General features: G+C 68.6%; 15 protein-coding genes. 5 read left to right on the top strand and 10 right to left on the bottom strand.

Annotated elements, in window-relative coordinates:
- The first annotated feature begins 389 nt into the window (after positions 1–389).
- Positions 390–590, top strand: coding sequence for a hypothetical protein (locus tag GA0070624_RS35070; RefSeq protein WP_176731901.1), 201 nt, complete (start codon positions 390–392; stop codon positions 588–590).
- A 396-nt stretch (positions 591–986) separates the two neighbouring features.
- On the opposite strand, the gene GA0070624_RS27300 is transcribed toward GA0070624_RS35070, so the two are convergent.
- The 3 genes from GA0070624_RS27300 to GA0070624_RS27315 all read right to left on the bottom strand — a co-directional run bounded on the left by GA0070624_RS27300 (position 987) and on the right by GA0070624_RS27315 (position 4,638).
- Positions 987–2,084, bottom strand: a complete 1,098-nt coding sequence (locus tag GA0070624_RS27300; protein WP_141715192.1) for a CapA family protein — start codon at positions 2,082–2,084, stop codon at positions 987–989.
- Positions 2,085–2,770: 686 nt separating this feature from the next.
- On the bottom strand, positions 2,771–3,319 hold the full coding sequence (locus GA0070624_RS27305; RefSeq protein WP_141715193.1) for a hypothetical protein: 549 nt from the start codon (positions 3,317–3,319) through the stop codon (positions 2,771–2,773).
- 500 nt (positions 3,320–3,819) lie between these two features.
- A complete protein-coding gene (locus tag GA0070624_RS27315; protein ID WP_091345741.1) occupies positions 3,820–4,638 on the bottom strand; it encodes a hypothetical protein in 819 nt (272 codons plus the stop codon).
- 129 nt (positions 4,639–4,767) lie between these two features.
- On the opposite strand from GA0070624_RS27315, the gene GA0070624_RS27320 reads away from it, so the two are divergent.
- On the top strand, positions 4,768–5,715 hold the full coding sequence (locus GA0070624_RS27320; RefSeq protein WP_091345742.1) for a hypothetical protein: 948 nt from the start codon (positions 4,768–4,770) through the stop codon (positions 5,713–5,715).
- Between the two features lie 456 nt (positions 5,716–6,171).
- On the opposite strand, the gene GA0070624_RS27330 is transcribed toward GA0070624_RS27320, so the two are convergent.
- Together GA0070624_RS27330 and GA0070624_RS27335 are read right to left on the bottom strand one after the other, a co-directional pair.
- Positions 6,172–7,446, bottom strand: coding sequence for a TIGR02679 family protein (locus tag GA0070624_RS27330; protein WP_091345743.1), 1,275 nt, complete (start codon positions 7,444–7,446; stop codon positions 6,172–6,174).
- Complete coding sequence (locus GA0070624_RS27335; protein WP_141715195.1) at positions 7,443–10,733, bottom strand: SbcC/MukB-like Walker B domain-containing protein; 3,291 nt, start codon at positions 10,731–10,733, stop codon at positions 7,443–7,445. The genes GA0070624_RS27330 and GA0070624_RS27335 overlap by 4 nt, the downstream gene beginning before the upstream one ends.
- 30 nt (positions 10,734–10,763) lie before the next feature.
- On the opposite strand from GA0070624_RS27335, the gene GA0070624_RS36535 reads away from it, so the two are divergent.
- Both GA0070624_RS36535 and GA0070624_RS27345 read left to right on the top strand, forming a co-directional pair.
- The gene (locus tag GA0070624_RS36535; RefSeq protein ID WP_281181020.1) at positions 10,764–10,892 is read left to right on the top strand and encodes a hypothetical protein; all 129 of its coding nucleotides are present in this window, start codon (positions 10,764–10,766) and stop codon (positions 10,890–10,892) included.
- 184 nt (positions 10,893–11,076) lie between these two features.
- A protein-coding gene (locus tag GA0070624_RS27345) for an IS5 family transposase (protein ID WP_218105384.1) occupies positions 11,077–11,870 on the top strand; the annotation gives its coding sequence in 2 pieces (ribosomal slippage) (positions 11,077–11,413 and positions 11,413–11,870; 795 coding nt in all).
- A gap of 5 nt (positions 11,871–11,875) precedes the next feature.
- On the opposite strand, the gene GA0070624_RS27350 is transcribed toward GA0070624_RS27345, so the two are convergent.
- The 5 genes from GA0070624_RS27350 to GA0070624_RS34390 all read right to left on the bottom strand — a co-directional run bounded on the left by GA0070624_RS27350 (position 11,876) and on the right by GA0070624_RS34390 (position 22,385).
- On the bottom strand, positions 11,876–12,688 hold the full coding sequence (locus GA0070624_RS27350; RefSeq protein WP_091345746.1) for a hypothetical protein: 813 nt from the start codon (positions 12,686–12,688) through the stop codon (positions 11,876–11,878).
- Positions 12,685–14,139, bottom strand: a complete 1,455-nt coding sequence (locus tag GA0070624_RS27355; protein ID WP_176731902.1) for a DUF2398 family protein — start codon at positions 14,137–14,139, stop codon at positions 12,685–12,687. The genes GA0070624_RS27350 and GA0070624_RS27355 overlap by 4 nt, the downstream gene beginning before the upstream one ends.
- Positions 14,136–15,743: a TIGR02677 family protein gene (locus GA0070624_RS27360; protein WP_245719030.1), complete on the bottom strand. Its 1,608-nt coding sequence runs from the start codon at positions 15,741–15,743 to the stop codon at positions 14,136–14,138. Before GA0070624_RS27360 ends, GA0070624_RS27355 begins: the two co-directional genes overlap by 4 nt.
- Before the next feature lie 210 nt (positions 15,744–15,953).
- Entirely contained in the window at positions 15,954–20,210 is a 4,257-nt protein-coding gene (locus GA0070624_RS27365) for a bifunctional RecB family nuclease/DEAD/DEAH box helicase (RefSeq protein WP_091345748.1), read from the bottom strand.
- A 216-nt stretch (positions 20,211–20,426) separates the two neighbouring features.
- Positions 20,427–22,385, bottom strand: coding sequence for a DUF1156 domain-containing protein (locus GA0070624_RS34390; RefSeq protein ID WP_141715196.1), 1,959 nt, complete (start codon positions 22,383–22,385; stop codon positions 20,427–20,429).
- Between the two features lie 162 nt (positions 22,386–22,547).
- Between GA0070624_RS34390 and GA0070624_RS27380 the strand changes: the two genes are divergently transcribed.
- Positions 22,548–23,612, top strand: coding sequence for an integrase core domain-containing protein (locus GA0070624_RS27380; protein ID WP_091345751.1), 1,065 nt, complete (start codon positions 22,548–22,550; stop codon positions 23,610–23,612).
- The last annotated feature ends 971 nt before the right edge of the window (positions 23,613–24,583 follow it).

Here is a 24,583-nt window from a genome sequence, read left to right on the forward strand (position 1 = left end):
TTTCAACCCATCACCCAGGTCGGTCGCTCAAGCGGTACGGCGCCGCTTGTTCTTGATCCTGTCGGCGACGGCGGTTGCGGCTTCATGGTGCAGCCGCTTGACGACGCTCTGGTAAGTGTCGCGGGTGAGTGTCGTGGTGGAGTGGCCGAGTTGGCCGGAGACGACTTTGATGTCGACGCCGGAGGTCGAGCCCGAGGGTGGCGGCGCCGTGGCGCAGGTCGTGCAGGCGGATGGGTGGCAGCCCGACTCGTTTGACGAGGCGGCGGAAGCGTTGGGTGACGGGGTCGGGGTGCCAGGGTTTGCCGTCGGCGCGGACGAAGAACAGTCTGGTGTCTGGCCAGCCTGTGCCAGCGGCGAGGCGCCAGGCGGCGCGGCGGGCCTTGTAGGCGGTGAGCACGGCGACGGGGTCGGGGTCGGGGATCATCGCGGTTGCCGGCGTCGCTCTTGGGCCGTTTCTGGCGGGTTTCGTAGCCGCGGGTGGCGATCTGGTTGACGATGCTGACCTCGGCCTTGCCGAGGCGGACTTCGGCGTCGAGGAGGCCGCACGCTTCACCGCGGCGGGGTCTACGGTAGGCCATGAAATGCAGTAGGGGGTGCAGGTCGGGGGCGTAGTCGAGGAACTGGACGAGGAGGTCGTCGGTCCAGACCATGACCGGACCGGGGACCTCACCCGTGGCCCTCCACCTCTCGACCCGTTCCGGTTCCCACACGATCGGCTTGGCCCGAGCATTGGAAGTCTTGACCAGGGTGGCAGGGTTCGGGATGCCACTGACCACCTCGCGGGCGAGGGCGTCGTTGAACGCCTTGCGCAGGGTCGCGCGGATACGCGCGATGGTGGCAGGCCCGGTGGGTCGCACTCCTCTCACGCTGGCGCGGGTGGGCGGGGTCGGGGCTGGCTTTCGCGGTAGCCATGTCGGCGTTGCGTTTTTTGATCTTGTCGATGAGGTCTTCGATGTGGTGGGGGCGGCCAGGCCCTGTCCGCCGCGCTATCCGGGGCGCTTCGCCGCCAAGCCGGTGCACCGCTGTGCGGTGGCGAGCCTGTCGAGGATGCGCTGCTTGCCAACCCCGGTGGCCGGCACCGGCTGGCCGCTACCGGAGACCGCCGCCGGGACGAACTGGCTGTCCACCACTGTCCGGTCGCGTACGACCAGGTTCAGCACGCCGGAGTCCGTGCTGTGCGAATTGCCGTACCAGAGGAAGTTGCCCAGTCCGTAGTGCACGTAGGTCTGGCCCAGCCAGCCGTCGGCCAGCAGCGTGTGCGCGTGCGTACCGACCACGATGTCGGCGCCGGCCGCGGACAGCCTTCCGGCGAACGTCTTCATCTCCCCGCTCGGGCACGAATTTCCCTCGACGCCCCAGTGCATGAAGACGATGACCAGGTCGGCCTGCTCCCGCGCCGAACGCACCGCGGCGGTGGCCCGGGCGGGATCGAACGCCATCGCCACCCCCGGTCGGGTGTCCGTCGCCCGCCACGACCCGGCCAGGTCATGCACCTGTGACATGCCGAGCACCGCGATCCGCAGCCCTCGTACGGTGGTAAACCAGGGCGCATACGCCGCGTCGGCGTCGCGGCCCGCGCCGAACACCGGGTACTGGGCTTCCGTCGCGGCGTCGAGGGTGTCGGAGAGCCCCTGCTGGCCGTAGTCGAGGATGTGGTTGTTGGCGATCGACGCCGCGTCGACCCCGGCCGCACGCAGCGCCGCGAAGGCGGTCTTCGGAGCCCGGAAGTGGTACGTCTTCGGCTGCGGGGTGCCCCGATCGGTCACCGCCGTCTCCAGGTTGACCAGCGTGACGTCGGCGTCGCGCAGCGTCGACGCGATCGCCCCGAAGGCCGTCTCCGGATCGTCGAGCAGGCGCAGGGTACGGCCGGTGAAGTGGACGTCACCGGCGAAGGCCAGCCGCACCTCGACCGGCGCGCTCGGCTCAGGCGTCGCGGTGCCGGTGGCGGACGGCGTCGGACCCGGCGTGGCCCCGCGCCAGACCGGCGCCGGGCCGGTCGATCCGGCGGCGCATCCGGCCAGCCCGACGCCGACCGCGACCGCCGTCAGCGCCGCCAGCGAGGTAAGCGCCGTCCTGCGGATCACCCGGCCGAGGGTACGCGCTCCGGGCGACGCCCCGTGACCCGGCGGCCACCACCTACCGCCGGACCGCCGCTTACATCCAAAGTAGATGGCTAGCCGGCGGCGGCGCTTCGACATGACCGGGAAGGCTGTCTGGGAATGTTCGTGGCGTCCCGGCAGGGCGACACCCGTGTCGCGGCACGCCGGCGGAACCGGAGCCGCGGCCGGCGGCTCGTCGTTGGTGGAGGTGGTGGACAGGCGTACCCGAAGCGTTCTCGCCGTACTGGCCACCGCGCTGCTCGGGCTGATCGGCGGAATGGTCCTGGCCCCGGCTCCCGCGTACGCCGGCAACTGGGCGGTCACCGCGCTCGATCCGGTGCCGGACCGAGCCAGGCAAGGGGCACACGGTCGGCATGTGGGTGCTCCAGCACGGCTTCCATCCCGACGAGGGCGACCTCGGCAAGGTCGCGCTCCGGCTGGTCGACGCGGAGGGGACGGACCAAGGCTCAGAAGGCCCACCGAGCAGGCTTTGGCAAATGCGACCCAAGAATGACAATCATGTCTACAGGAGGTGTACCGATAAGAGTGTCTATGGTGTTTCCCCTGAGACGACTCTCCCTAACCGTCACTCTGACGCGTAGGCCCTGAGATTCTCGCTTGACTGCCAGCGGCCCGTTCTCAGCGGGTGTCAGTAGAGCCGCCGAGAACGGTCAGCTCTTGGCGTCGTCCGCCGTCGGCTGTGCGAGGTTCAGCTTCGCGCCGGCGCCCAGTTCGTTGCGGATCGCGGTCGAGAGCGCATCGAACAGCTCATCAGCCTGGACATTGGCGATATGCGCTTCGGCCTCGGACTGCGGCTGGATCAGCGAGCACCGGCCGAGGACTCCGCTGAAGGCGTTGAACGCCTTCGACACCTCGGCGCTGGCGAACAACGCGCCGCGGGCGCCGAGCTTGGAGCGCTCCACCGGGCCGAGCCGGAGGTCGGGTCCCGGCGGGAAATCCGCCTGGCTGGGCCCGCGCCGTTCTTCACCGTCCCTCTCCTCGATGAGGGTGATCTCCCGGCGCGTCATAAGGTCGAGGAACCACTGCTTCTCGGCGTACGCCTCCGCCAGTATGTCGATGTACAGCTGAGCACGTTGGTCTCGCACCCACTTGATGCGTTCGAGCTCAAGGGTCCGCTTGAAAGTCCAAACCGGTACCGCAATGGCCACTACCGCAGCGAGCAGGGCCGCACCCAACGCAATGAATTCCCCAGCATCCACGCGGGCAGGGTACGCGTGCGTGGCGATCAGATGAGACCGCGCCGCGCAGATGGTGTTGCCGACCAATAGCTCCTCGTCATGGGCGCGGTCCGCTGTGGAGGACGGCGGCACGTCGTTCGGCTGGGGTCTCTCGCCTGCTGTCAGTGGATCTTTCAGCTGCTGTCAGTATGGGACGGTGGGTGCAGCAAGTTCTCGGTCGATTGATGATCGTGGGCGCCATTCGTGCTGGCTCGGAACCGGGGGTGGGAGGCGGCGGTGGCGTCGCGTTCCGCTGGGTCGCGGGGGCTGCGCGAAGCGGCGGTGCGCCGGCTGCTGGAGTTGGACGCGGCCGGCCGGTTGAGTTCGGCGCATGTGCAGCTGACGGCGTCGAGTGTCGGCGTGGCCGAGCGCACGGTATGGCGGTGGTTGGAGCCGGCGCGCTCGAGCGGCCTGGGCGCGGCGCCACGGCCGCGGTTCGTGCGTGGCTCCACGGATCGGAAGCCGTAGAGCCCACGGGCGGCTCAGTACAGCGCGGGCGGTCGTGCCGCGGCCTTGGCCAGCCGCTGGGCACGGGCGTACAGCTCGTCTCGGACCACCGAGGGCGGCACGAAGCCGTCCGCCCAGGCGGTGAGGAAGTGCTCGGCGGCCTGCTTGCGGACGCCGACTGACCCGGCGCGCTGGTAGGCCGGATCCTTCAGTAGCTGCGCCGCGAGCTCGTCGTATCGCTCGTCAACCTCGGCGTAGCGCTGCTGGGTGAGTTCTTCTGCGCGGTCGCATGCGGTGCGCACGGCGTCCCAGTGCACGCGCTCGTGAAGGTCGGCGGGCAGGTGGGACTTGGCGAACCGTTGCCGCGCTCCGCCCGGTTTCGCAGCCCGGAACTCCGGCATGGCCAGCAGGGCCCCCACGGCCGGTGCGGCGAGACGTTCGCGGTCGTCCTCGCTGAGCCATCGGGGTTCGTCGTCCGCATCGACGAGCGAGGCCTGGCTCTCAATGAGGTTCTCCCACTCGGTGTACCAACTGGCGGTGTGCTCCCAGAAGTGCACGACACCACTGGCGACGAATGCGACCTCGATGGTGCAGGGTTTGCCGCGGTGCTTGAGCAGTCGCGCCGGCGGATCGGTGACCTCGTCGGGGTCCGGGTTGAACGTCTCGGTCTGCACGTATAGGGCGCGGGCGCCGAGTTGGTGCGCCACATTCAGGAAGCCGGGCAGATCCAGGACGTCCGGCTCGAGTTGCACCTCGGGGCCGAGGTCGTGCGTCGGCACGGCGGGCACGACGACCATGGTGTGCTGATCGGCGAAGTCCGTCACGGCGGAGTGCAGTTTGGTGAGGTCATCCACGAGGCGACACCGTATCCGCCGGGTACGACAACAAGTCCTGGCCGCCGGCGGCCGGTTCACTCGTTCGGATGAAAGGGAGGTCGCGGTGGCGGTGCGGAACTATCGGGGGTGGACAGTAGCGTGCCGGGTATGTCCGCCTTGACGTACGAGATCAAGAACCGCAACAGCCCGGTGGCGCAGTGGCTGGACGCCACGTTCCCCCACTACAAGGAAATCCAGGCCGGGTTTCGCACCGCAGCTGGCCCGGCCCGGGTCCTGCCAAGCAAGCAGGTCAGTCCCGGTACGCAGGGCGCGGCGATCGACTTCTGGCTGCGGATGCTCGTCGACGCCCAGCCGTCGATCGACCTGCCGCTGGCCGGGTTGTTGTCGCGGCGTGCGCCGTGTCTGCAAGCCGGGGCCGAGTTGCTGCGCGAACTCGCCGGTGGACAGATTCCCCGCGGCGCCGGCACCGACGAGGTCGAGCTGCGGATGCGCCCGGCCGCGTTCGCCGATCGCAGTGACCAGTGGTGGGCCCGGGTCTGCTACGCCCTGGCGCTGCTCGTAGAACTGTACCGGGCGCCGACGGTGGAGCGGTCCCGCCTGATGCGACTGACCCCGGCCAGCACGGCCGGCGATCTGCTCGACCTGGCCAACGATGACGAGGTCGCCGACCTCTTTGCCATGCGCGATCTGGCCCTCGACCGGCTGCTGCCCGCGCTGCCGGCCGGACCGGTGGCCACCGGGATGACGTTCGACGGCAGCGCAGACCTCAACGCCGACGCGGACCTCATCGCCGGAGGGATGCTCGTGGACTTCAAGGCCAGCAAGGGCGGCATCCCCCGCGCCGACGGCACCCGTGCCGCGTCGCTGGCCCGCGCCGACCTCGACCAACTGCTCGGCTACGCGCTGATGGACTACTCCGACACCTACCGCCTGAACGCCGTGGCGATCTACGCCGTCCGGTTCGGCCATCTCGCCGCCTGGCCGCTGGAACAGCTCTGCGCCCAGATGGCCGCCCGCCCGGTCGACTTCACCGCCTTGCGCCGCGACTTCGCCCACGTGCTGCGCGTGCAGCTTCCCGCTCAACGCACCCGGTAACACCTGCGTCCCATGGCCAGGAAGGAGATTGCCGGTCAGGCGGCCCGGTGCTGCGCTGCGCCGAAACGAAACGAAACGGGTACGTGTATTCGGCGCCGCACCCGGCGCGCCAGGCCCAGAACAACATGCTGGTGGCGGTGTCGGCCACCGTTGGCTCGACGCAGTACCGCACGCCCTCGATCAGGATGTAGAGCCGCTGCCAGTGGATCCGGCAGGTGCACGCCGCCGCCGGTGCGGTGCGGGGTATGAAGATGCGCACCACCATCGCTGATCCCGTCGGGCATCGGGCAGAGGACCTGGTACAACGGGACTTCACCGCGCAGGCGCCCAACCGGTGTTGGGCCGGGGACAACGAGCGTGTCAGCCCGAAAACGGGTCAAGCGTTGCAGCTACCCGACATGTAGCACCACGCAGCTAACGAATGAGACTTGGACATCGATGACCGTCGTCGACGACTCAGTTCGGGAGGATGTTGCGGTGAGCGAGGTCTACGAGGAGGTCGTCGGTGACGGCCTCCTCGTAGACGGCGAGGCGGTGTTCGGCCATGACCTGGGCGAGAGTCGGGTCCCATGGGGTAACGCCCGGCACCTTCGTCAGCAGATGGCGATCTTCCGTGCGCGTGAGGCCGCGTAGGTAGTCCTCGTGCGTCATGCGCCACGGCGTGGCGGCATGCCGTTCGCTCGCTGCAATAGTCATGGCGACGCCGGCATGATCGAAGTCGCCGTGGTAGTGCAAAGTGCTCCCGGCGGCTGTGACGGCATTCGCGAGGCGATGGAAGGCGGTTGCGGGCCTGCCTTCGGTGCAGATGAGTGGGGCGGCGTGTCGACCGAGGTGAGCTGCGGCGCGGCGGAGGACGGCCGGGTTCTCGCACACGAACACTGGGTCGGTGGTGATAGGGGTGATCGGCATTGTGATTAGCTGGTAGAGCATGACGCGGAACGGCATGCCGTGGTGTGCCGCGTCGGATAACCACCGGCCGAGGCCGTCGCCTTCGCTGGGCAAGTTCAGCACGAGGACGTGGCTGGCGAGATCGTCGACGACGACATCGGCCATGTCCCATAGGTTGCGCCGTTCCTCGGCGGTCTTGGGGCGAGGGAGTTCATAGCGCAGGGCGAGAGCGCGCAGTACGAGGGTTGGCAGGGTGCCTTGATTGAGCGTCTTCGGGTATCCGGTGGTATCGGTGGCGAGCGACGGGATGGGGATGGGCGGTTCACCGGGGGTACGGCGGTGCAGGGTGTCGAGAACGCGTACGGCTTGGTGCAGCAGCTGCTCGTCTCTGGCTCGCACGAGCTTGGTCAGGGTGCCGTCGCTGCTGATCTCGTCCAACCATTGCGCGAACCATGGCTCTGCGGCGACGGCGCCGGAGCGGGCAATGCCGATGACTTGCTGGCGGGCGGCGGCCTCGGTGGCGCGTTCGGCGGGCCGGTCGTCGAGAGCACGGGCGTGAATTCGCTCGAGGACCGTCTGCAGGCCGAGGCCACAGCCGCGGCGCATCGCCGCGTCCATTGCCGCCAGCGACACGGTCAGACGCTTGACCGAGGCGTCTCGGTACTGGCCCGTGATACCTATGATCGCTTGACGTTCGTCCTCGTGGGGGGCGGTGATGCCGATGGTGGCGTCGAGGTTGCCGCCGCTTCGTTCCAGTGAGCGGCGGGCGGCTGCGAGAAGCCGTTGGTAGGCGCTGCCGCGGTAGGGCGCGAGTGGGTCTGACGGCGTAGAGCTGGCGGTCACGGGAGGACCTCGTCAGTGTCGTCGAAGTCGTCTTCGTCAGGAATGCTTAGCCTCGACGATGGCGGTGTGCCGGCCGGCGTCTGGCGGGTCGGGGTCAGACCGAGCAGGTTGGCGGCGAGTTCAGTGCTGCTGGCGTGCCCGTCGTCGACGTACAGCGCGTCGCCGTCCCACAGCAGCAGCATGCACGACACGGCGTGGGCGACCTCGTCGTGGTGCAGGTCATAGTGGGCGACCGCCGGGACGGTGGGGTAGGTCAGCCAGAGATCGTGGCCAGTGGCAATGACGTCGAGGTCGAACGCGACGGTGAGGCCCATCAGCTCGGGCTTGTACTTGTCGTCGATGCCGGCGAACGCCTCGTCGAGGGCGATAAGGCGGGGGCAGGTCGGCTGGGCGGAGGCGTACTGGGCGTTCGCGGCGGCGAAGAGGGGCAGATGGATGGAGGCGGACTTCTCTCCTCCGGACAGCACGCTGTGCCGGGCCTTCGTGAGGATCTCCTCCGCTCCGCCGGGGCGGAGGAGCTTGAGTTGGAACGTTCGCCACGAGCGGTAGTCCAGCACTTCGGTGAGTAGCTGGTGGTAGCTCTTACGCCGGTCCCGCTGGCTGCGGTCGCGAGCCCGGGCGGCGTGGATTTCGGCGCGGAAATGGCCGCGCAGGGCGGCGAGGTCGTCCGGGCCGAGGTGCGCAGCATCCTTCTTGAGGATGGTCGCCACGATCCGCTGGGAGTCGCTGAGGTTGTTGGCGAGGACCCAGCTGATACCGACGGTGGCGCCTGAGGACATGCGTCGGCTGGTGGTGGCGGCGTCCATGGCGTGAACGAGGTCTCGTGCGGCTACGGTGCGGGCGTGGATCTGAGCGGCGATGCCGGTGAGGATGCCATCTTCGAGTACGGCGCGTTCTCGCTCGCTGAGCAGGATCTCCTGCTCTGCATGACGGCTGTTGAGGCGTCCGGCGAATACGGCGATGGGGGCGAGCCCGTCGGCGTCCGCGACCTGCACCGTGATGATGTTATCGACCTGGTCCCATTCGAGCCGGTAGTCCTGCTCGCAGGCGGCGAGACGATCGGAGAGTTCGTGTAGGGCCACTGACAGACGCGAGGCGCTCTGCTGGAGGGCGGCAGATGCCGGGGTGCGACCAGGCAGGGCGGTACGGTACGCGTCGATCAGGTGCAGAGCATCTGCGGGCACGTATGAGGTGGCGTCAGTGGCCAGATCCCGCTCGCTGTCCTGGGCGCTGTCGTCGGTGACGGCGTGAACGAACCTTTCGGCGAGCTCCGCAGCGGCGTGTATCGGATCGGGCCACTCGGCCTCGACGGGCCATGGCCGAGTGGTGGTGATCTCGAGCAGTGGACGCAGCTCCGGCAGGGCACAGGTACCGAACGTGAGTAGCTGCCGGAGGTGTTCGCTGACGACGCCGGCCAGAGCGTCCCTCAGCAGACTCAGGGTTTGGTTGGCCGCCGCGCGTTCTTCCCGCGACGCGCTGAGCGCTGTGCGGGCCCCCTCGCGCACCTCACCGGCCCAGCGCAGTTCCTCTTCGGCGCGGCCGACCTGGTCAGCGACCGCGGCGGCCTCGGGACCGTGTTCGGCCTCGGCGGTGTCGAGCGCGGCGACAATCTCGGCGAGGAGACCGGACTCCTCTCGGAGGGTTTCATCGAGGCCTTCCCGTTGGCGGTCGTGTTCCCCCAGCAGGCGCTCGCGGTCGTGTACGTCGCGCTCGGTGCTGTGGGCCCGCCGCCGTGCCTCGTGCAGTGCGGGTCCGGCGGTCAGGAAGTCCGCCAGTCCCTGCTCCACCACTGCGATCAGCTGCGGATCGCTGGGCATGGCGTGCTCCTCGGCGACCTGGCGCAGCCGTCGCTGCGTGACGGACAGGTCTCTGGTCTTGGTGTCGTGGACGGTTCGTGCCTCGACCACCGCCTGCCGAGTTCCGGAGATCTTTCCTGACGCGGTGTCGACCGCGCGGGCACCTCTGGCGAGGTCCACGGTGGCAGGCAACGCCCTCTCGGCGCGGTCCAGGGCGTCGAGCGCACCGGTTTGCGTCCGGTGCCTCTCCTCCAGCGCACCGAGCTGCTCACCGATGCGGGCAATGGCGGCGTCGCAGTCAGCTAGCCGGGCGGCGCGCCGGGCGGCTCGGGCCTTGGGACCGATGTACTCAGCGGACTCCTTGGTAAAGGCGCCGACCTGGATTCCCTGAACGAACAGGCCGTCCGCGGTGATGATCGTCGCGGGTGCGGCGGCGACCGCCGCGTCCGTGGGCTCGATCATCGAGATCGACGCGAGTACCGCCTCGATGCTTTCGCGATCGACGTCGGCCTCATCCTCTGCGCAGAGGACGTCGGCGAGCGTGCGGCCGGCGGGGCGCCGATCGGCGGGCAGGGCCAGCAGGTAGCCGTCGTGCCGGCGGGCGGCGAGGTCGTCGACGGTGGCGGCTGGGTTGGGGTGTATCCACGCGGTGAGTAGCCCGGCACCCTGCAAAGCCGCCTCGACGCCGGCGGCGGCGTCGTCGTCGACATGGTCCTTGAATTGCACCAGCTGCCACAGCGGGCCACCGGCACGTCCGTGCCGCGGCGCCTGTCGCAGCGGGTCGGCCGCGGGTGCCTCATCGCGTTCGGCTGCGATCTCCGCTCGCCGGTCCTGTTCGTCGCTCAGCTCCTTGCGCAGGCTCTTGCAACCCTCGCCGAGCTGATGTACCAGCAGGCTCGTCGCCTCACGACGTTGCCGTGTGAGTGCGGAGAAGGTGGCGGGCAGGCCAGGTGCGTCCGGCTCACCGATTCGGTCGATGGCGCGCGCGAGAGCTTGGTGGTCATCGTCGGTGACTGTGGGCTCGGCACCAGTGGAGCTGTTCCATCGGTGCGCCCAATCGGCGAGGGCTTGGTGCGCCTGGGTCCGGATGTCGGCGAGCGTTCGCTGAGCGCTGGCCAGTTCTTCTTCGGCGGATCGATGCCGCGCTTCGGCGGCCGTCAGCGTTTCGGCGGCCTGGTCGCGAGCCTGCTTCGCGATGGCGGTCCTGGCGAGTTCGGCCTTGACCGCGTCCAGGTCGGCGGCGCGGGTGGCGGCCCGCGCTTTGGTGATGGCGATGACATTACCTTCGAGGGTCAGTGGGTCGCCGTCCCAGTCGATGCCGGCCCGCCCGGCTGCCTCGAGCAGGTTCCCCGCGGCGACACCGGCCTCGCGGGAGTGTTCGGTCAACCGCTCGCGCGAACTGTTCAAGTCTGCGGACAGCTTGTCGGCCTGCTGGTCATGGCGCTCCAGGGTCGTACGGGCGGCAGCGACTCGTCGCTTGGTGTCCTGCACGCGTCCACGCAGCTGCACCAGCCCGCCGTGGTGGCGGTATGCCTCGAGGTTCTTCAGACCGTCGAGATGCCCGGCCAGTCGGCTGCACTCGCGCTCAGCGTCGACGAGTGCCTTCTTCGCGTGGCGTACACGGCGCTGGAGATCATGGACCTCGCGTGAGGCGTCGGCGAGCTGTCGGACGCGGTCCGCGACGACTGTGGCGCGCCCGTCGGCGGCGTCCAGTCGTGCCCTGGTGTGGACGCGCAGATAAGAGGTCCTAACAAAATGATCTCCGGGTCTTTCGTCCCTTGTGGATGACGATCTAGAATCTCGGGCCGTGAGGCGTGGCGAGCAGCCGCCGTGGATCGTGCCGGACGGGCTATGGCAGCGCATCGAGCCGTTGCTGCCTAAACCTGAGCGCAACCCACGGCACCCGGGACGCAAGCGGATCCCGGACCGGCAGGTGCTGTGCGGGATCCTGTTCGTGCTGCACACCGGCATCCAGTGGGAGTTCCTGCCCCAACAGCTGGGGTTCGGGTCCGGGATGACCTGCTGGCGGCGCCTGGAGGAGTGGAACCGGGCCGGGGTGTGGCAGCGGCTGCACGAGCTGCTGCTGGCCGAACTCCAGGCAGCCGGCAAGCTCGACTGGTCCCGCGCCGTGATCGACTCCTCACACGTACGGGCTGCCAGACGTGGCCCAAAAGCGGCCCGAGCCCGGTCGACCGCGCCCGCCCGGGCTCGAAGCACCACGTCCTGACCGAGGGCGCCGGCATCCCCCTGGCCGTGTCGCTGACCGGCGGGAACCGCCACGACGTCACCCAACTGCTCCCGCTGATCGACAAGATCCCACCCGTACGAAGCCGCCGTGGCCGGCCCCGCCGACGCCCCGACCAGCTGTTCGCCGACCGCGCCTACGACTACGACATCTACCGCCGGGCGGTACGGGCCAAGGGCATCCGCCCCCGCATCGCCCGCCGGGGCCAACCCCACGGCTCTGGCCTCGGCGTCATCCGCTGGGTCGTCGAACGCACGATTGCCTGGTACCACGGCATGAAACGGCTACGCATCCGCTGGGAACGCCGCGACGACATCCACGAAGCCTTCCTCGCCCTGGCCACCTGCATCATCACGTACCGACACGTCACCCGGCTTTGTTAGGACCTCTAAGTGAGGTAGTCGGCGAGGAAAGCACGCACCGCGTCGCTGGCGATGGCCAGGGTGTCCACCTCCCGTTGGACTCCTTCGAGGTCATCGAAGGACTGCGCCGCCTGCTTGATGAGGCTGTCGTCGAGTGGGCGCAGCCCCGCCGAAAGGGTGTCGGAGACCTTAACCGGATCGAGGTCCTTTGCCAGCAGCGGTCGTCGGAGGTGGAGCAGGAGGTCCACCATCTGGGTGTAACGTTCCGGGCCGAGTCCGAACAGGCGGGCGTCGACGGCCGCCCGGTAGCCCCTGCGGTCGCCTATGACAGCGTCGGGGGTGAGCTGAGCGATGAGCTGCTTCTTACTCATCGGCTCGTCGTTGCGGGTCAGGAGTCCGAAGTCCAAGCCGACTCGTCCATTGGTGACGAAGTACCATCGGTTCACGTCGGTGTCGTGGCGACGCACGAACATGCCGACTCCGATGGTGACCGCTTCGATGACGCTGCCGTCGACGTCGGTGCGGACGAACTCCATCCAGACGTAGCCATAGGCGGCGTCCTGCCCGCGGTAGAGCAGGTTGGACTTCATCGTGCGCTCTTCCCCGGAGAACGGGTCGAGGCGGCGGGCGTCGACGGAGCCGTCGAAGACAAAGGGAAAGACCACCTCGAGGGCCTTCGTCTTGCCGGAGCCGTTCGCTCCGCGCAGCGCCAAGCGGCCGTCGGCGAAGGCGAACTCCTCGTCGGTGTAGTCCCAGAGGTTGACGATGCCGGCGCGGCTGGGACGGAATCGGTCACTACGGGGGTGGGGCGGCTGGTCCATGCCGTCGCCAGAGATCACTCCGGATCCTTTCGCTGTGCCACATCATCTACCTGACCAGCGCCGACGGCGCCTGAACCTTCGCCGGAGGAAACGACCGGGCCGATTTCAAGTAGAAGTTGATCGTGGGGAGGGGCGACGACCGGGATGATGGTGCGGTAGCGGCCCGCTGCGGGCATGACAAACGCACCCGATGGCGCGGGGGCGAGGAGCTTCATCTCGAACAGGAAGCGCCGCGCGGCGGCGAGCATGCCGCTCGGGTCGGCGGCCCAGGTGTCGGTGAAGGAGGCGGCGCCGAAACGGATGTACAGGTCGTGCATCAGTTCAGTCAACCGGGCGTCGTTGATGACCGGCAATGCGGCGCCGGCCTCGACCACGGCCCAGCCGGGACCCGAGTCGACGAGTCCGGCTTCCTCCTGGCCGGTGGGCGTGCCGGGTTGCTGGGTGCCAGGCATGCCCTCGTCGACTCGGGAGATCAGCTCCGCTTGGAGCTCGACGGCCGGGGGCGTCGCGAGCCTGATGGCGGTTGCCTCGGACTCGGTACGCGTGAGGTCATCGGCGATGGCCCCGAGCAGCAGCGCCGCAGCGCGCGCGACCGCGTTGGGCGCCGGGAACGGTGCGTCGCTGAAGGTTCCCGTGGGGTCGATCAGGGCTATCCCCTCGGCGCGCCGTTCCACAACGGCGCCGGTCAGTCGGCTCAGGTCCTCGGCCAGCTGGGGATCGCGCAGCGCGGCCGCGGCGTCTTCGTCGACCTCGTCGAAGTAGGTGACGGGGTACTCGATTACCTCGCGGCGGGCCCGCTGCCCGGCGACGCGTCGGGCGTCGCGGCCCAGCCCCTTGGCGGGTGTCAGCAGGGCGCCGGCGGAGGGCAGGTCACGCAGGGAGCGAGTTGGACGGAACACCGCGTTGCACAGATCGTGGTCGACGTCGTAGAGGGCGTCACCTGTCTCCGGATCGCGTAGCCACGCGTTGGCGGAGCCGTCCGAGCAGCGGAGTGCGCCGACCTGCTCCAGGAAGCCGAGCGCGTCGGCGAGGGCCTGCTTGTGCTCGCTGATGGTGGGGTCGAAGCGGAGTCCGTCGACGGCGTTGGCCTGGGGTGCCAGGATGCGGGCGATGACGGCGAGCGAGATCTCGGTGTACGAGCGGCGCAGTCCCGCAAGGACCAGGCAAAGGTAGGCGTACCGACGGCGGTCGAAGGGCCGGCGTGCACGGCTGCGGAACTGCACAACCGGGGTAAGCCGATCGAAGCAGCGGATAAGCCGGGCGTAGGAGGTGCGGACGTCTAGGCGGTAGCCGAACAGGACACGGAGGTCCCCGGCAAGTGGGTCCTCCCAGCGGTGGACCAGCTCCAGCATCCCGGGCCGGGGATAGACATCGGTGATGAGGGTGTGCCGCAGGACGAGCCTGGCGGCGCGCTGGTAGGAGGGCAGGTCTGTGGCGGAGATGCCAGCAGCGACCTGGTAGGGACTCACTGATCGTTCCCTTTCCGCCGTGGCCGCACACGGGTGGCTGGTTCCACTGCCACCGCGATGGCGACGCCTGGCAGGTGCAGGCGGCCGTGTGCGGTGCGCACCACGCTGCCGGCTGCGCTTGGGGTCAAGGTAATCCGCAGGGATGCGGTGCTGGCCCTCGCGGTGAGGAGCCGGCCGGACACGACGGTGCGGGTCTCCAACGCCAGCGTAAGCAGACGCAAGAGGACTGCCACCTCGTCTTGGTCTAGGGTCCGGCCGGTGGCGCCGCCGTCGGCGAGTGCCGCCTCGGCCGCTTCCGCGGCGGCCCGCGCTGCCAGTTGCCGGCTGCGCAGCATCGCTCTGGCGCCGTCTGCCCGTCGCAGCGGTGCCGGAGGGCCGGGGCTGGGGCGTTTTCCGTGTCGCAGCATGCTGACGCTTAGCGGTACGCCGGGCGCCTGCCACCAGGGCAGTCGGCTGGATATCAGTTCTGGGTCTGCGTGACCGCCGCTGAGGTGTCGGACCGCCCGCCAGTTGAATCCGGCGCTGATGATGGCGTGCGCGGCGTCGTCGTCCGGGGCCGCCATAACCCACTGGGCAAGGTGGCGCAGCTGTGTCTGCCTGCTCACCCCGCTTCGGCGACCTTCCAACACCTGCCGTAGAAGCCCCACGACGCCACCGATCGCCGACACAGTGGCGGTCTGCAGTTGGTCAGCGTCGCTCGTGCGCGCGACGCTGGGGCAGAACCAGTCCCGTAGTCCTTGCCAGCGGCGCCGCCAGTCATCGAGTCGTGCCTGCGGTGTGGCGAATACTCGCTCATCAGCCTCAGCCGCCCGCGTGAGCAGCACCTCGACCCCGCTGGCCTCCACCCGATGGACGGCTTCGGCCAGTCGCGGCGCGTACCGGGCCAAGTCCGAGGCGAAGTCGGCCATGTGGGCGAGCAGCGCGTCCTTGTAGCGCAGGAAGGTCTCCGGTGACGCGTCGGTGCCCCGCGCCAGGTCGTCCAACATTAGGTAGAAGCGGGCCGCCCGCCGGGTCATGTCGGCCAGGACAGCGTCCAGCCGGGACAGCTTGCGGTACACCTCCTCCCCGTCGCCCGTCAGGTTCGCCTCCGCCAACGCGCGGAAGTCGGCAAGAACGTCGGCGAAGACCAGCCGAGACAGGCTCACCTCGTCCGACCGGGTCGACAACACGTCCTCCACGGCCGTGTAGGCGCGGTAGCCCAGCTCGGTGAACTGGTACGTCGTATGCCGCCGTCGGTACGCTGCCAGGCTGCCCGCACGCGAGGCGTCGTCGCTCGGCGCAAGCACCTTGTCCCCAACCAGCTCATCGAGCATGTATCGCAGGTTCATTTCTTGTGGCACGTCCGGATGGGCGGCAGCGAGCTCGACGAGTGCTTCCGCGACATCATCAACGTGCAGCCGAGGTCGATGCGAGGCCCGGCGCTGCTCCACCGCGCGGAGCACCCACAGGAAGCCCTCGCCGCGCCGGGTGAAGTTGAAAAGCTTTAGGCGGTCGGCCAACGCGAAAGCGTCGAGCGTCAGACCTGCGGTCGTCGAGCCAACGCCCGAGTGCTGCGATCTGTAGTCGTCCTGTCCGCCGGTCGCCACCTGATCAGGCTGGTTCACCACACCGCCCTCACTGCGGTGGACACTCGCCCCTTGTTCGGCCTCACGAGCCTCCCCATCCTTTGGCGTCGACCATCGACGATGGTTGCAGATAGGTGCGACAAAAACGGCCACTCGTACTTATGTACGAAGATTCGTAACGGCCGCCCCTTTACGAGCGGGATCGGCGTGCCGGCGATTGTGGATCGGCGCCGGAGCTGTACCTGTCGGTCAGTGCCAGCGCAGCTCGACGGCGACCGGGCGATGGACGCCTTGATCCGACCACCCCAGCGTGACCCGCTGGCTCTGGGTACAGAAGGTGTCGACGAAGTCCTTGAGGAGTTCGCTGGAGCGAATGACCTCCAGGTCGCCGCTGATATGGGCGACGAGTTCCCGACTAGCTATCACGATCAACTTCGCCTTGGCTCGCGTGGCGAGGACGTTGAAGCGGTTGAGGTCGTGCAGGAACTCGGCCTCTTCGGCGACGGTGTCCGGGTCGCCGACGGCATAGCTGGCGATGATGATGGCGCGCTCCTGGCCTTGGAAGCGTTCGACGGTGTCGACCGCGTCGGAGATCCAGGAGTCCGTGTCGGGGTGGGCTCCGGGCGTGCCGAACAGGTCGCGCAGCCGCGCGACGATCCGGGAGCGCTGGGCGAGGTGCGGGGTTACCACGCCGACGCCGGACTTCCAGAACTGCTGTGCTCCGATCGGCGCCGGCGCCGCGTCGTCACCCGACCCGGCAAGGCTGTCGGCCTGGTGGGCCGAGTACCACCACACCAGTGCCGCCACGGTGTCGGCCTCGAACTGGTTCCACTGCCCGGACACGCCTTCGGGATAGGTCAGGCATACCACCGGCCGGTCGGGGTCCGCGATGTTGGTGAGCTCCGGGCTGTACGGCAGCCCTCGGGGCCAGCCTACGGGCGGGGTGGTGCCGCGGGAAAGGTCGGTGGTGCCGTACTGGAGACGAAGGCGGGGACGGTCCGCCGTCAGCGCTGGTGGGTAGCCAGCGCGGCGGGCGAGGGCGACGATCTCGGTGTTGGAGCGGTAGTTGATGATAAGTGGGCTGTCGGGCACGTCGTGCCAGTCGCGGAAGAAGTTGTAGATCGACCCGACGAGGGCTTCGAGGCCGGCGGGCGGACTGGCAGCGTGGATGGGCGGCAGTTGTTTCGGGTCGCCCGCGACAACTACGGCCGCGTTGGGCGCAGCGCCGGCCAGGACGAGCAGGGCACTGGCGACGTCGAGCTGGCCGGCCTCGTCGATAACGATCACGTCGAAGAGCTGCCCTGCGACGCCTGCCGCTTCCTCGATGAGCCGGTACATCTGGTGTGTCGTTCCGGCGACGATCGTGGTGTCGGGTCCGGCCAGGCGCGTGGCGGTGGCCTGCAGCGCGGTGCGGTCGCTGCTGTCGATGTCTTTGTCCGGGTCTGTCAGCCAACTGGGGGCTGTCCGGCCTGCGCTGCGCAGTCGCCGTACGGCGACGTCGGGCCAGTGAGCCAGCGTAGGCACCAGCCCCTGCAGGACGTTGTCGACGGCGGTGTAGGTGCCGGCGGCGACGGCGATGCGTAGCGGCTGGCCGGCGGTTGCGCTGTCGTGGGCCAGGGCGGCGAGGATGGCGCGCACCGTGGCGGTCTTGCCGGTTCCCGGCGGGCCCCAGATCAGGGCGAGGCGGCGTGTGAGGGCCTGTTGCCACGCTGTCCACTGGCTGTCGTTGAGCTGGAAGCCCCTGGCCTCGAGTTCATCACGCAGCATGGTGGTCTCGCGCGGGATCGGCGCGTCGGCGGTTGCCCGGGCGCCCCACATGAAGTCCTCGACGGGGTGGACGTTGCCGCGGCGGGGGTTGCGGCTGATGCCGAGGGCGTTCTGGATGCGGGTGTCGCGGGTGGCCGTCGGCGGGTTGCCGATGGTGGCGACCGTGCGTTCGACCTTCTTGGTGAAGACGTCGATCGCGACGGGGTCCAGGACGAGATCACGGTCTAGCTGTACGTGCCCACGCTCTGTCAGATCCTGTCGAAGCGGCGTGGCATCGCCGAAGTCGTTGAAGTCTACGACCACCAGCCGTCGATCGCGGTCGATGTCGACAATGTTCACGCCGAGAACCTTCGTCATCGACAGGTTCAGAGCTGGCCAATTACCCGACCAGCGGGCGTCGAGAGCGCCGTCGCGTCGCGTGCGGATAACGGTGCCGAAGGTTTGCTCGAGGAGTCCGGTGGCCGCTTCTGGGGCGATGGCCCAGTCGAAATTGCCGGGCTTGGCTTTGACCTCCCGGCTACCGGGCGCGAGTTCGTAGACGGCTCGGTGCGCTTGTGCCGTGAGGCCCAACACGGCCAGCGCGGACGCTTCCTCGGTCCCGGTCAGGCGCCGTGTAAGTCGAGCGCTGGCGAAGGTCGCTTCGCGTTCGGCGATGGCAAGCGCGCGGGTGCGGCTGACGTCGAGCTGGTCGAGAGCGGCATTGAGCTTCGCATGCGCGAAGAGCAGCAAGCCGAGGTGACTGGTGCCGGCGAGGTCGGCCGGGCCATGGAGTTGTCGAATCTGCGGCGCCTTGCGCGATAGTCGACCTCGCAGGTCCCGGCTGAGGCGGTCGGTGATCGTGGCGAGGGCGTCGAGCTTGCTACTGACGGTCTGCTGCAGGTTGGCTTGGAGCTGGGTGGGCGTGGGGGCGTTCGGGCTCATGCGGCCGCGCCAGAGCTGGTGGGCGCGTTCGGGTGGGATTTGGTCGCTGAACGGGTCGTGCCAGAACCTCGGGATGTAGAACCGGGGATTGGGATGGCTGGGGTCGTGGTAGCGGCGAGCGGTCTCGATCAGCGTGTAGGTGTGGGGCAGGTCCAGCGTCAGAAGTCCCTTGATGGCATCCCGCACGACGCTGACGGCCGGGCTGGCTGCCAGGTGGGGCGCATCCATGATCACTTCGGGCGGGAAGAGCCAGGCGAGACGGTTCAAGGTGCGGTTGGCCATGATCTGGCCGAGATGGCGGCCGACAACCCGTGTGAGGTGGTCGAGCGTCACGCTGTCCCATACGTAGACCTGGACATCAGCCCGCGGATCGATGCCTTGGGCCTCGGTGAGGAGGGCGTGGATGTCGTCAAGGAGGGCGGCGAAGACGGGCCACTCGTCCTGGATCGTCTTGCCCGGCACGTAGTGGATGCGCCGACGAGCGACAGACCGTAGCTGGCCGCCGGAGTCGTGCCATGCCCAGCGGAGGCCAAAGGCCAGTGTGATGGCGCTGCCCGGGTCGAAGTCCGCGGTCACGTACAGGCGCAGTTTGGCGAAGCGGGGAATCGCCGCGGTGGTGGCGTCCCGCGACGCGAGGGGCGCGACGCGGGCTCCAGTGAGGGCGCGTGCTCGGGAGGCGACGACGGAGCGCTGCCCGCGAAGGCGGTGATGAGCGTCAAACGTGTCGTCGCTCTCTGGCAGTGCGGCGACGGCGGGTACGTCGTGGTGGCCGCGTTCGCGCAGCACGCGGGTCGCGCCTCGGGAGACGAACGGCAGGCGGGACAGGTCTTGGGTGCGCTCGGCGGTCGGCAAGCAATGCCGATCATCCCAGTCGCTGGGGCCGGCACCCGGGGTGTCGCTGAACTTCTGCCCGAGGTTTTCGCAGCCCTGGCATCCGGGCGTGACGGCCCACGGCAGGTCCGCGTAGGGCGTTGCCAGCACGCGCGGGAGGACGTCGTGCAGCAGCCGCGTGAGATCTGCGAGGAAGATCCTCAGCGGGGCGGTCTCCAGATCCTCGTGGAATGCCTGGTACAGAGCGACGCCGGTGGCACTGTCGTTGGTCGCCTTGCGTAGGGCACTGTCGGTCTCGCTGCCCGGCCACACCGCCGGGGCGCTGCTGACGACGTACTGCCGGTCCAGCCCGTGTTCCTGCAGCCATGCCGCGAGGGAAAGGGCGTAGTAGGCCAGCTCAGCGAAGTAGTGAGGGCCGGGTTCGCTGGTCAGCTTGACATCAACGATGCGCAGCTGGCAGCGGTTGTCACCGGTGGGAACCTCCTCCAGCTGCCCGAACGGCGTCACGTAGTGGGTGCTCGCGCCCGGGCCGTCGCATGCAATGACCTCGATCAGGTCCGGCCGTACGCGGGCGAACTCCAGCGTGCCGCCGACGCCGTGGGCGGTCAGCCCGTCAAGACCGTGAGCCGCATTGAACGTCGGCGTATCCGCATCGAACTCCGCCTCGATCAAAAAGCATCCCGCCGGGACGCCAGGGCGCAGCAGCGGCAGGAGCTCACACGGGACGAAGCGCAGACCGGGGCTGGCAGCGCCCACCGTGGGATTGCTCGCTCCGCCGAGCAGGCGTGGCCGACCGAACGCCTCGGCGAGCTCTTGAATCTTGCTATAGCCCCATTCGTTCCCGGCGTTGCGGATCTCGGCGAGCGCGGGCCGGATCTGCGGATGCGGCAGATCTAGCGCGGTTCGCTCGGCGCGGTGCTGGTTCGTGTCCGGGTGTAGCGAGAACCGGAGTTGCTTCTCGCATCCGGTACTGGCGAACTGGGTCACGCAGGTCTTGTCAAAGCGGGGCAACAAGAACCTCCTGACCGGGATGTGGCGGATAAGGCCAGGAAAAGGTTACGGGTCACCACGGACCGAAGTCACGCCTTCATCCGTTAAGAGGATTGCGAGTCGCCACTTTAGTCCGGATTCTTCCGATACGCCTGGTCACGGCGGATCGCAATTACCCTATTTTCTCGATGTTGTTACCATTCGCCCCATTCACTAACTTAAAGGGGCAGCCCATCGGGGCGCCGCGATACGTATCGCCGATCGCATGTTCGCCTCGTCGGCTGCGGACACACGCAGGGCGGGACGCAGCACACCAGTCCAGTGCGCCACACTGACGTCGTCGGGCGGCACGCTAGGTTCCGACGCAGTCATCTGGCGGGTGACGACGACAATGTCGTACTCGCAGTTTCCCTCGTGAGCGTGGTGGCCCATGTGTGGGTCCGCCAGGACGGGCCATAGTGCAGTCACACAGAGTTTGGCGTGATCTAGGGCGAGGCCGACGGCGTCCCAGGCGATGTCGCCACCCTTGTAGGTGAATGCCAGCAGTGCGTTCTCCTTGCAGGCAGACGCCGCGTGGGCGAGCGCGCGGCCGAGTCGGGTACCGAATTCGGTGACCGGCTCAGCTCCCTGCGGCAACAGCGGTGGGCCACTGAGATGTTGCTGGTCGGGCAGCCAGGCTCGGTAGACCTGACTCAGGGCATCGTATGGAATAAAGTCGAAGTACGGCGGATCGGTAATGCAGATGTCTGCCCGGTCATCGGCATCCGGAGCGGACTGGCCGTCGTATTCCGTGGTGGCGTCGGCACAGGTTACGGAGTGGGAGTGGCGGCGCCGTGTCCACGTAACGGTGACGGGGTTGGTCTTGCCGCCTTTGGCGATGATGTTTCGTCGGGCGACGTCTGCACAGGATCGGGCGATCCGCGACAGCGCCGCAGCGAGGGTGCCGCGGCCCCCCGTTGGATTGAGAGGGTTGAGTTCGACCGTGAGCCAGGGCAAGGAGAAGGCGCGGATGCTGAACAGCGGCGCGAGCCGGCCGTAGTCGCGCGCATAGCCGCAGAGTCTGTTGTTCGACGTGATAGTCGACGAGACGGCCAGCCGTAGCGCACGCGCTACAGCCTCGTCGAGCTTGGCGGTCGCGACCCAGGCTAGGGCGGTCTGCAGGTACGCCAGTTGGCGTGGTGTGTGCAGGTCGCCGATGGTGGTAATCCCGAAGCTGACAGGTCGGTTGTCGTTGGCGGGCGTCCGGATCGGTATTGCGCCGGCGTGGACCACGGCAGCGGTCGCCTCGGCGGCCGACCCTTGGGCAAGTTCACGATCTGCCGAGGTGGCGGCGCGGATGCGCCGGCGCGGTCTCCGTGCCGCATCACCTCCGGCCGCGGGCGTTTCCTCAACGGCTAGGAGGATCCGTGGGCTGGCGCCGCTCTTCAGCGCTTCGTGGCTACTTCGATGTCCACACGCAGGACAGGAGTACCGCGCGCCGCGGAAGGTTGCGTCTTCGAGCCGACGCGTAGTGCCGCAGCAGCGAATCTCGGTGGCGGTTTCCTCGCAGTCATGGAGCGCGAGGCAATCGGGGCAGAATGCGGTGACCGCGACGTCGCGGACCACGGAGCCGGCGTGGCCCACGCTGCGAGCGAGGACCAGGGAGCGGTACAGCGGTCCCTGATGGTGGCACTCCGGGCAGGTGACAGCGGCGACGGCGAAGTAGTGCAGCGGGGTCCAGCGATCATCCGCGGTGGCGGGCGTGGCCCACAGATGGCCGAGGGCTCCGGCGACGTGGTCCACAAGGTGTCTTCCCGCGGCGAGTACGTCTGCCGGATCCGGTGGCATGAGTTGATGCTGGTTGATGAGGACGGCGAGGGGGTCGACATCAAGGCCACGCGCTCGGGCGCCGAGACGCGCCGCTTCGACCACCGTCGTTCCACCACCCAAGAAGGGGTCGACGACCGTCATGTTGTCCAGATGGGGCTCCGGCGAGGCGTATGCCCGCCAGAGGCACTCCTGCGTAGTATCGGCAGGTAGCGTGGCGGCGAGCAGCAGGGCGCGCAGCAGCGCCGGCGGGCGTCGTGCCCACCACCGGTGGGCCTGGTAAGCCGGGTCTGGGCTGCGCCGGTCCGCTGCCACGAGACGGGATACGTCGCGGTACGGGAACTGACGTTCAAGCAGACTTACCATGAGGTCACGACGGTGCTCTCGCTGTCAGGGACAGGGTCGAGGGTGACAGTACCGACCCGTATGCACCGGTCAACGGACAGCCTGTGGGGTTTCAATAGTCCGTCATCGCTGCTGACCTGGGCGGGTACAGCGCGAAGCCGGTAGGCCGGTCATCATCGGCAGGTGCCCGTACGCCTGATCTACCTGGTGCTCTGCCGACTGATCCAGTGGCTGACGCTGCTCCCTCGAGCCGATGCGGCCAAGGACGTGGAAATCCTCGTCCTGCGTCACGAGAACGCCGTCCTGCGCCGGACCAACCCCAAGCCACGCCTGGACTGGACCGACCGGGCGATCCTCGCCGCCCTCGCCCGGCAGCTTCCCCCGGCGCTGAGGTGGCATCGACTGGTCACGCCCGCGACGCTGCTGCGGTGGCATCGCCGGCTGGTCGCCCGGCACTGGACCTTCCCCCACCTTGGCCGCCCACCGATCGACCCGACCATCGTCGACCTCGTGGCACGGATGAGCCGCGACAACCCCGGCTGGGGATACCAGCGCATACGCGGTGAACTGCTCGGCCTGGGCTACCGGGTCAGCGCCGCCACCATCCGCCGCATCCTCAAACGGCTCGGTGTCCCGCCGGCGCCGATCCGCCGCGATGACACCACCTGGCGCCAGTTCCTGCACACCCAGGCGGCGTCCATGCTGGCCTGCGACTTTTTCCACGTCGACTGCGCGGTGACCCTGACCCGCCTGTACGTGTTCTTCATCCTCGAGGTCCGCAGCCGCTACGTACACATCCTCGGCGTGAGCACCAACCCGGACGGGGCGTGGACCACCCAGCAGGCCAGAAACCTCCTCACGGACCTGGGTGACCGGGCCGGCCAGTTCACATTTCTGATCCGAGACCGGGCCGGGCAGTTCACCGCCGCGTTCGACGCGGTGCTGGCCGACGCCGGCATCACCGCGGTCAAGATCCCACCACGCTGTCCGCGTGCCAACGCGTACGCGGAGCGGTTCGTGCGCACCGTCCGCAGCGAGGTCACCGACCGGATGCTCATCTTCGGCGCCCGGCACCTGCGGCACGTGCTGACCGCGTACGCCGAGCACTACAACCGGTGGCGACCGCACCGAGCCCTGCACCTGACTCCACCGCGCTCAGCCCGGCCCGCCGTCAATGCCGACCACCGGCGCATTGCGCGCCGACCGGTCCTCGGCGGGCTGATCAACGAGTACAACCGCGCCGCATAAGACCAGCCCAGGGACCGCGACCGAGTTTTGAAACCCCACACGCTACTCGATGAGCTGGGCGGGTAGTGGACCTGCGCTGCCCAGGCGGTCCGCCAGAGTCCACCGCTGACCGTCGTTGGTCGCGCCGGTCGTCACTCAGATAGTCACTCAGCCGCGGCGTCCAATGGTTCCGTCGCCAAGATGCCGCACGGCGACCCAGATCAAGCGGACCAAGCCGTGGATGACTACGTTGGCCATCGCTGGCCCAAGCGCCAGTACCAGCCAGGTGCTTTTTGCGAGATCGTCGTCTGCGTTGAAAAAAGGCAGCCGACCAGGGCAGCCCAAGCGCGAGCAGCGGAAGGCCAGGCAGCATGAGGCCGACAGCGGCAGTCGGGCCGTCGGCGCTGGCATACATAGCAAGAAAAACGGCCACAAGGACGAGCACTATCGTGGCGTGGGCGAGCAGGACCCGCGATCCGAGTGACTTCACGACGGCACCTTAACCTCGCCCGATCGAAAGCGATTACCACGGAGACCCAAGCATCCCGGCAGCTCGCGATCGGCCTTGACGGCATAGAGGTCCGCCGCAAGCAGACACTCGGCCATCCCGTCTGCCATCGACCCGCCCTGCTGGGGAGCGGGCCGTCGCCCGGCCCGCCACGTCAAGCGGACCTCAACGGCTGGTTCGGACGCTGGCGGGTCGGGCGGTGGTCTGCTCGGCTTGCCCGGGTCGGTGGCAGGCGGGATGGCCTACCGCAACCACCCACGAACCCGGCGGCTGCCGGCGACCTTCGCCATCCCGGAGCCGGAGCGCCCCCGCCGGAGGCGCCCTAACGGCAACCCCGCACCCGGCCCGCCAGCTCGCCGACGCGGCCGGCCTGCCCTCCCCTACGCCGCGCGGGCACGTGGCCGCGCGGCCCGGCCAGCTGCCGGCCCACCACCCCACCGTCAACGTTCTGTCGTTCTACGGCGGCCCTCCGGGCTTCCCGCCT

It is taken from the genome of Micromonospora rhizosphaerae, from assembly GCF_900091465.1.
Lineage (GTDB): Bacteria > Actinomycetota > Actinomycetes > Mycobacteriales > Micromonosporaceae > Micromonospora > Micromonospora rhizosphaerae.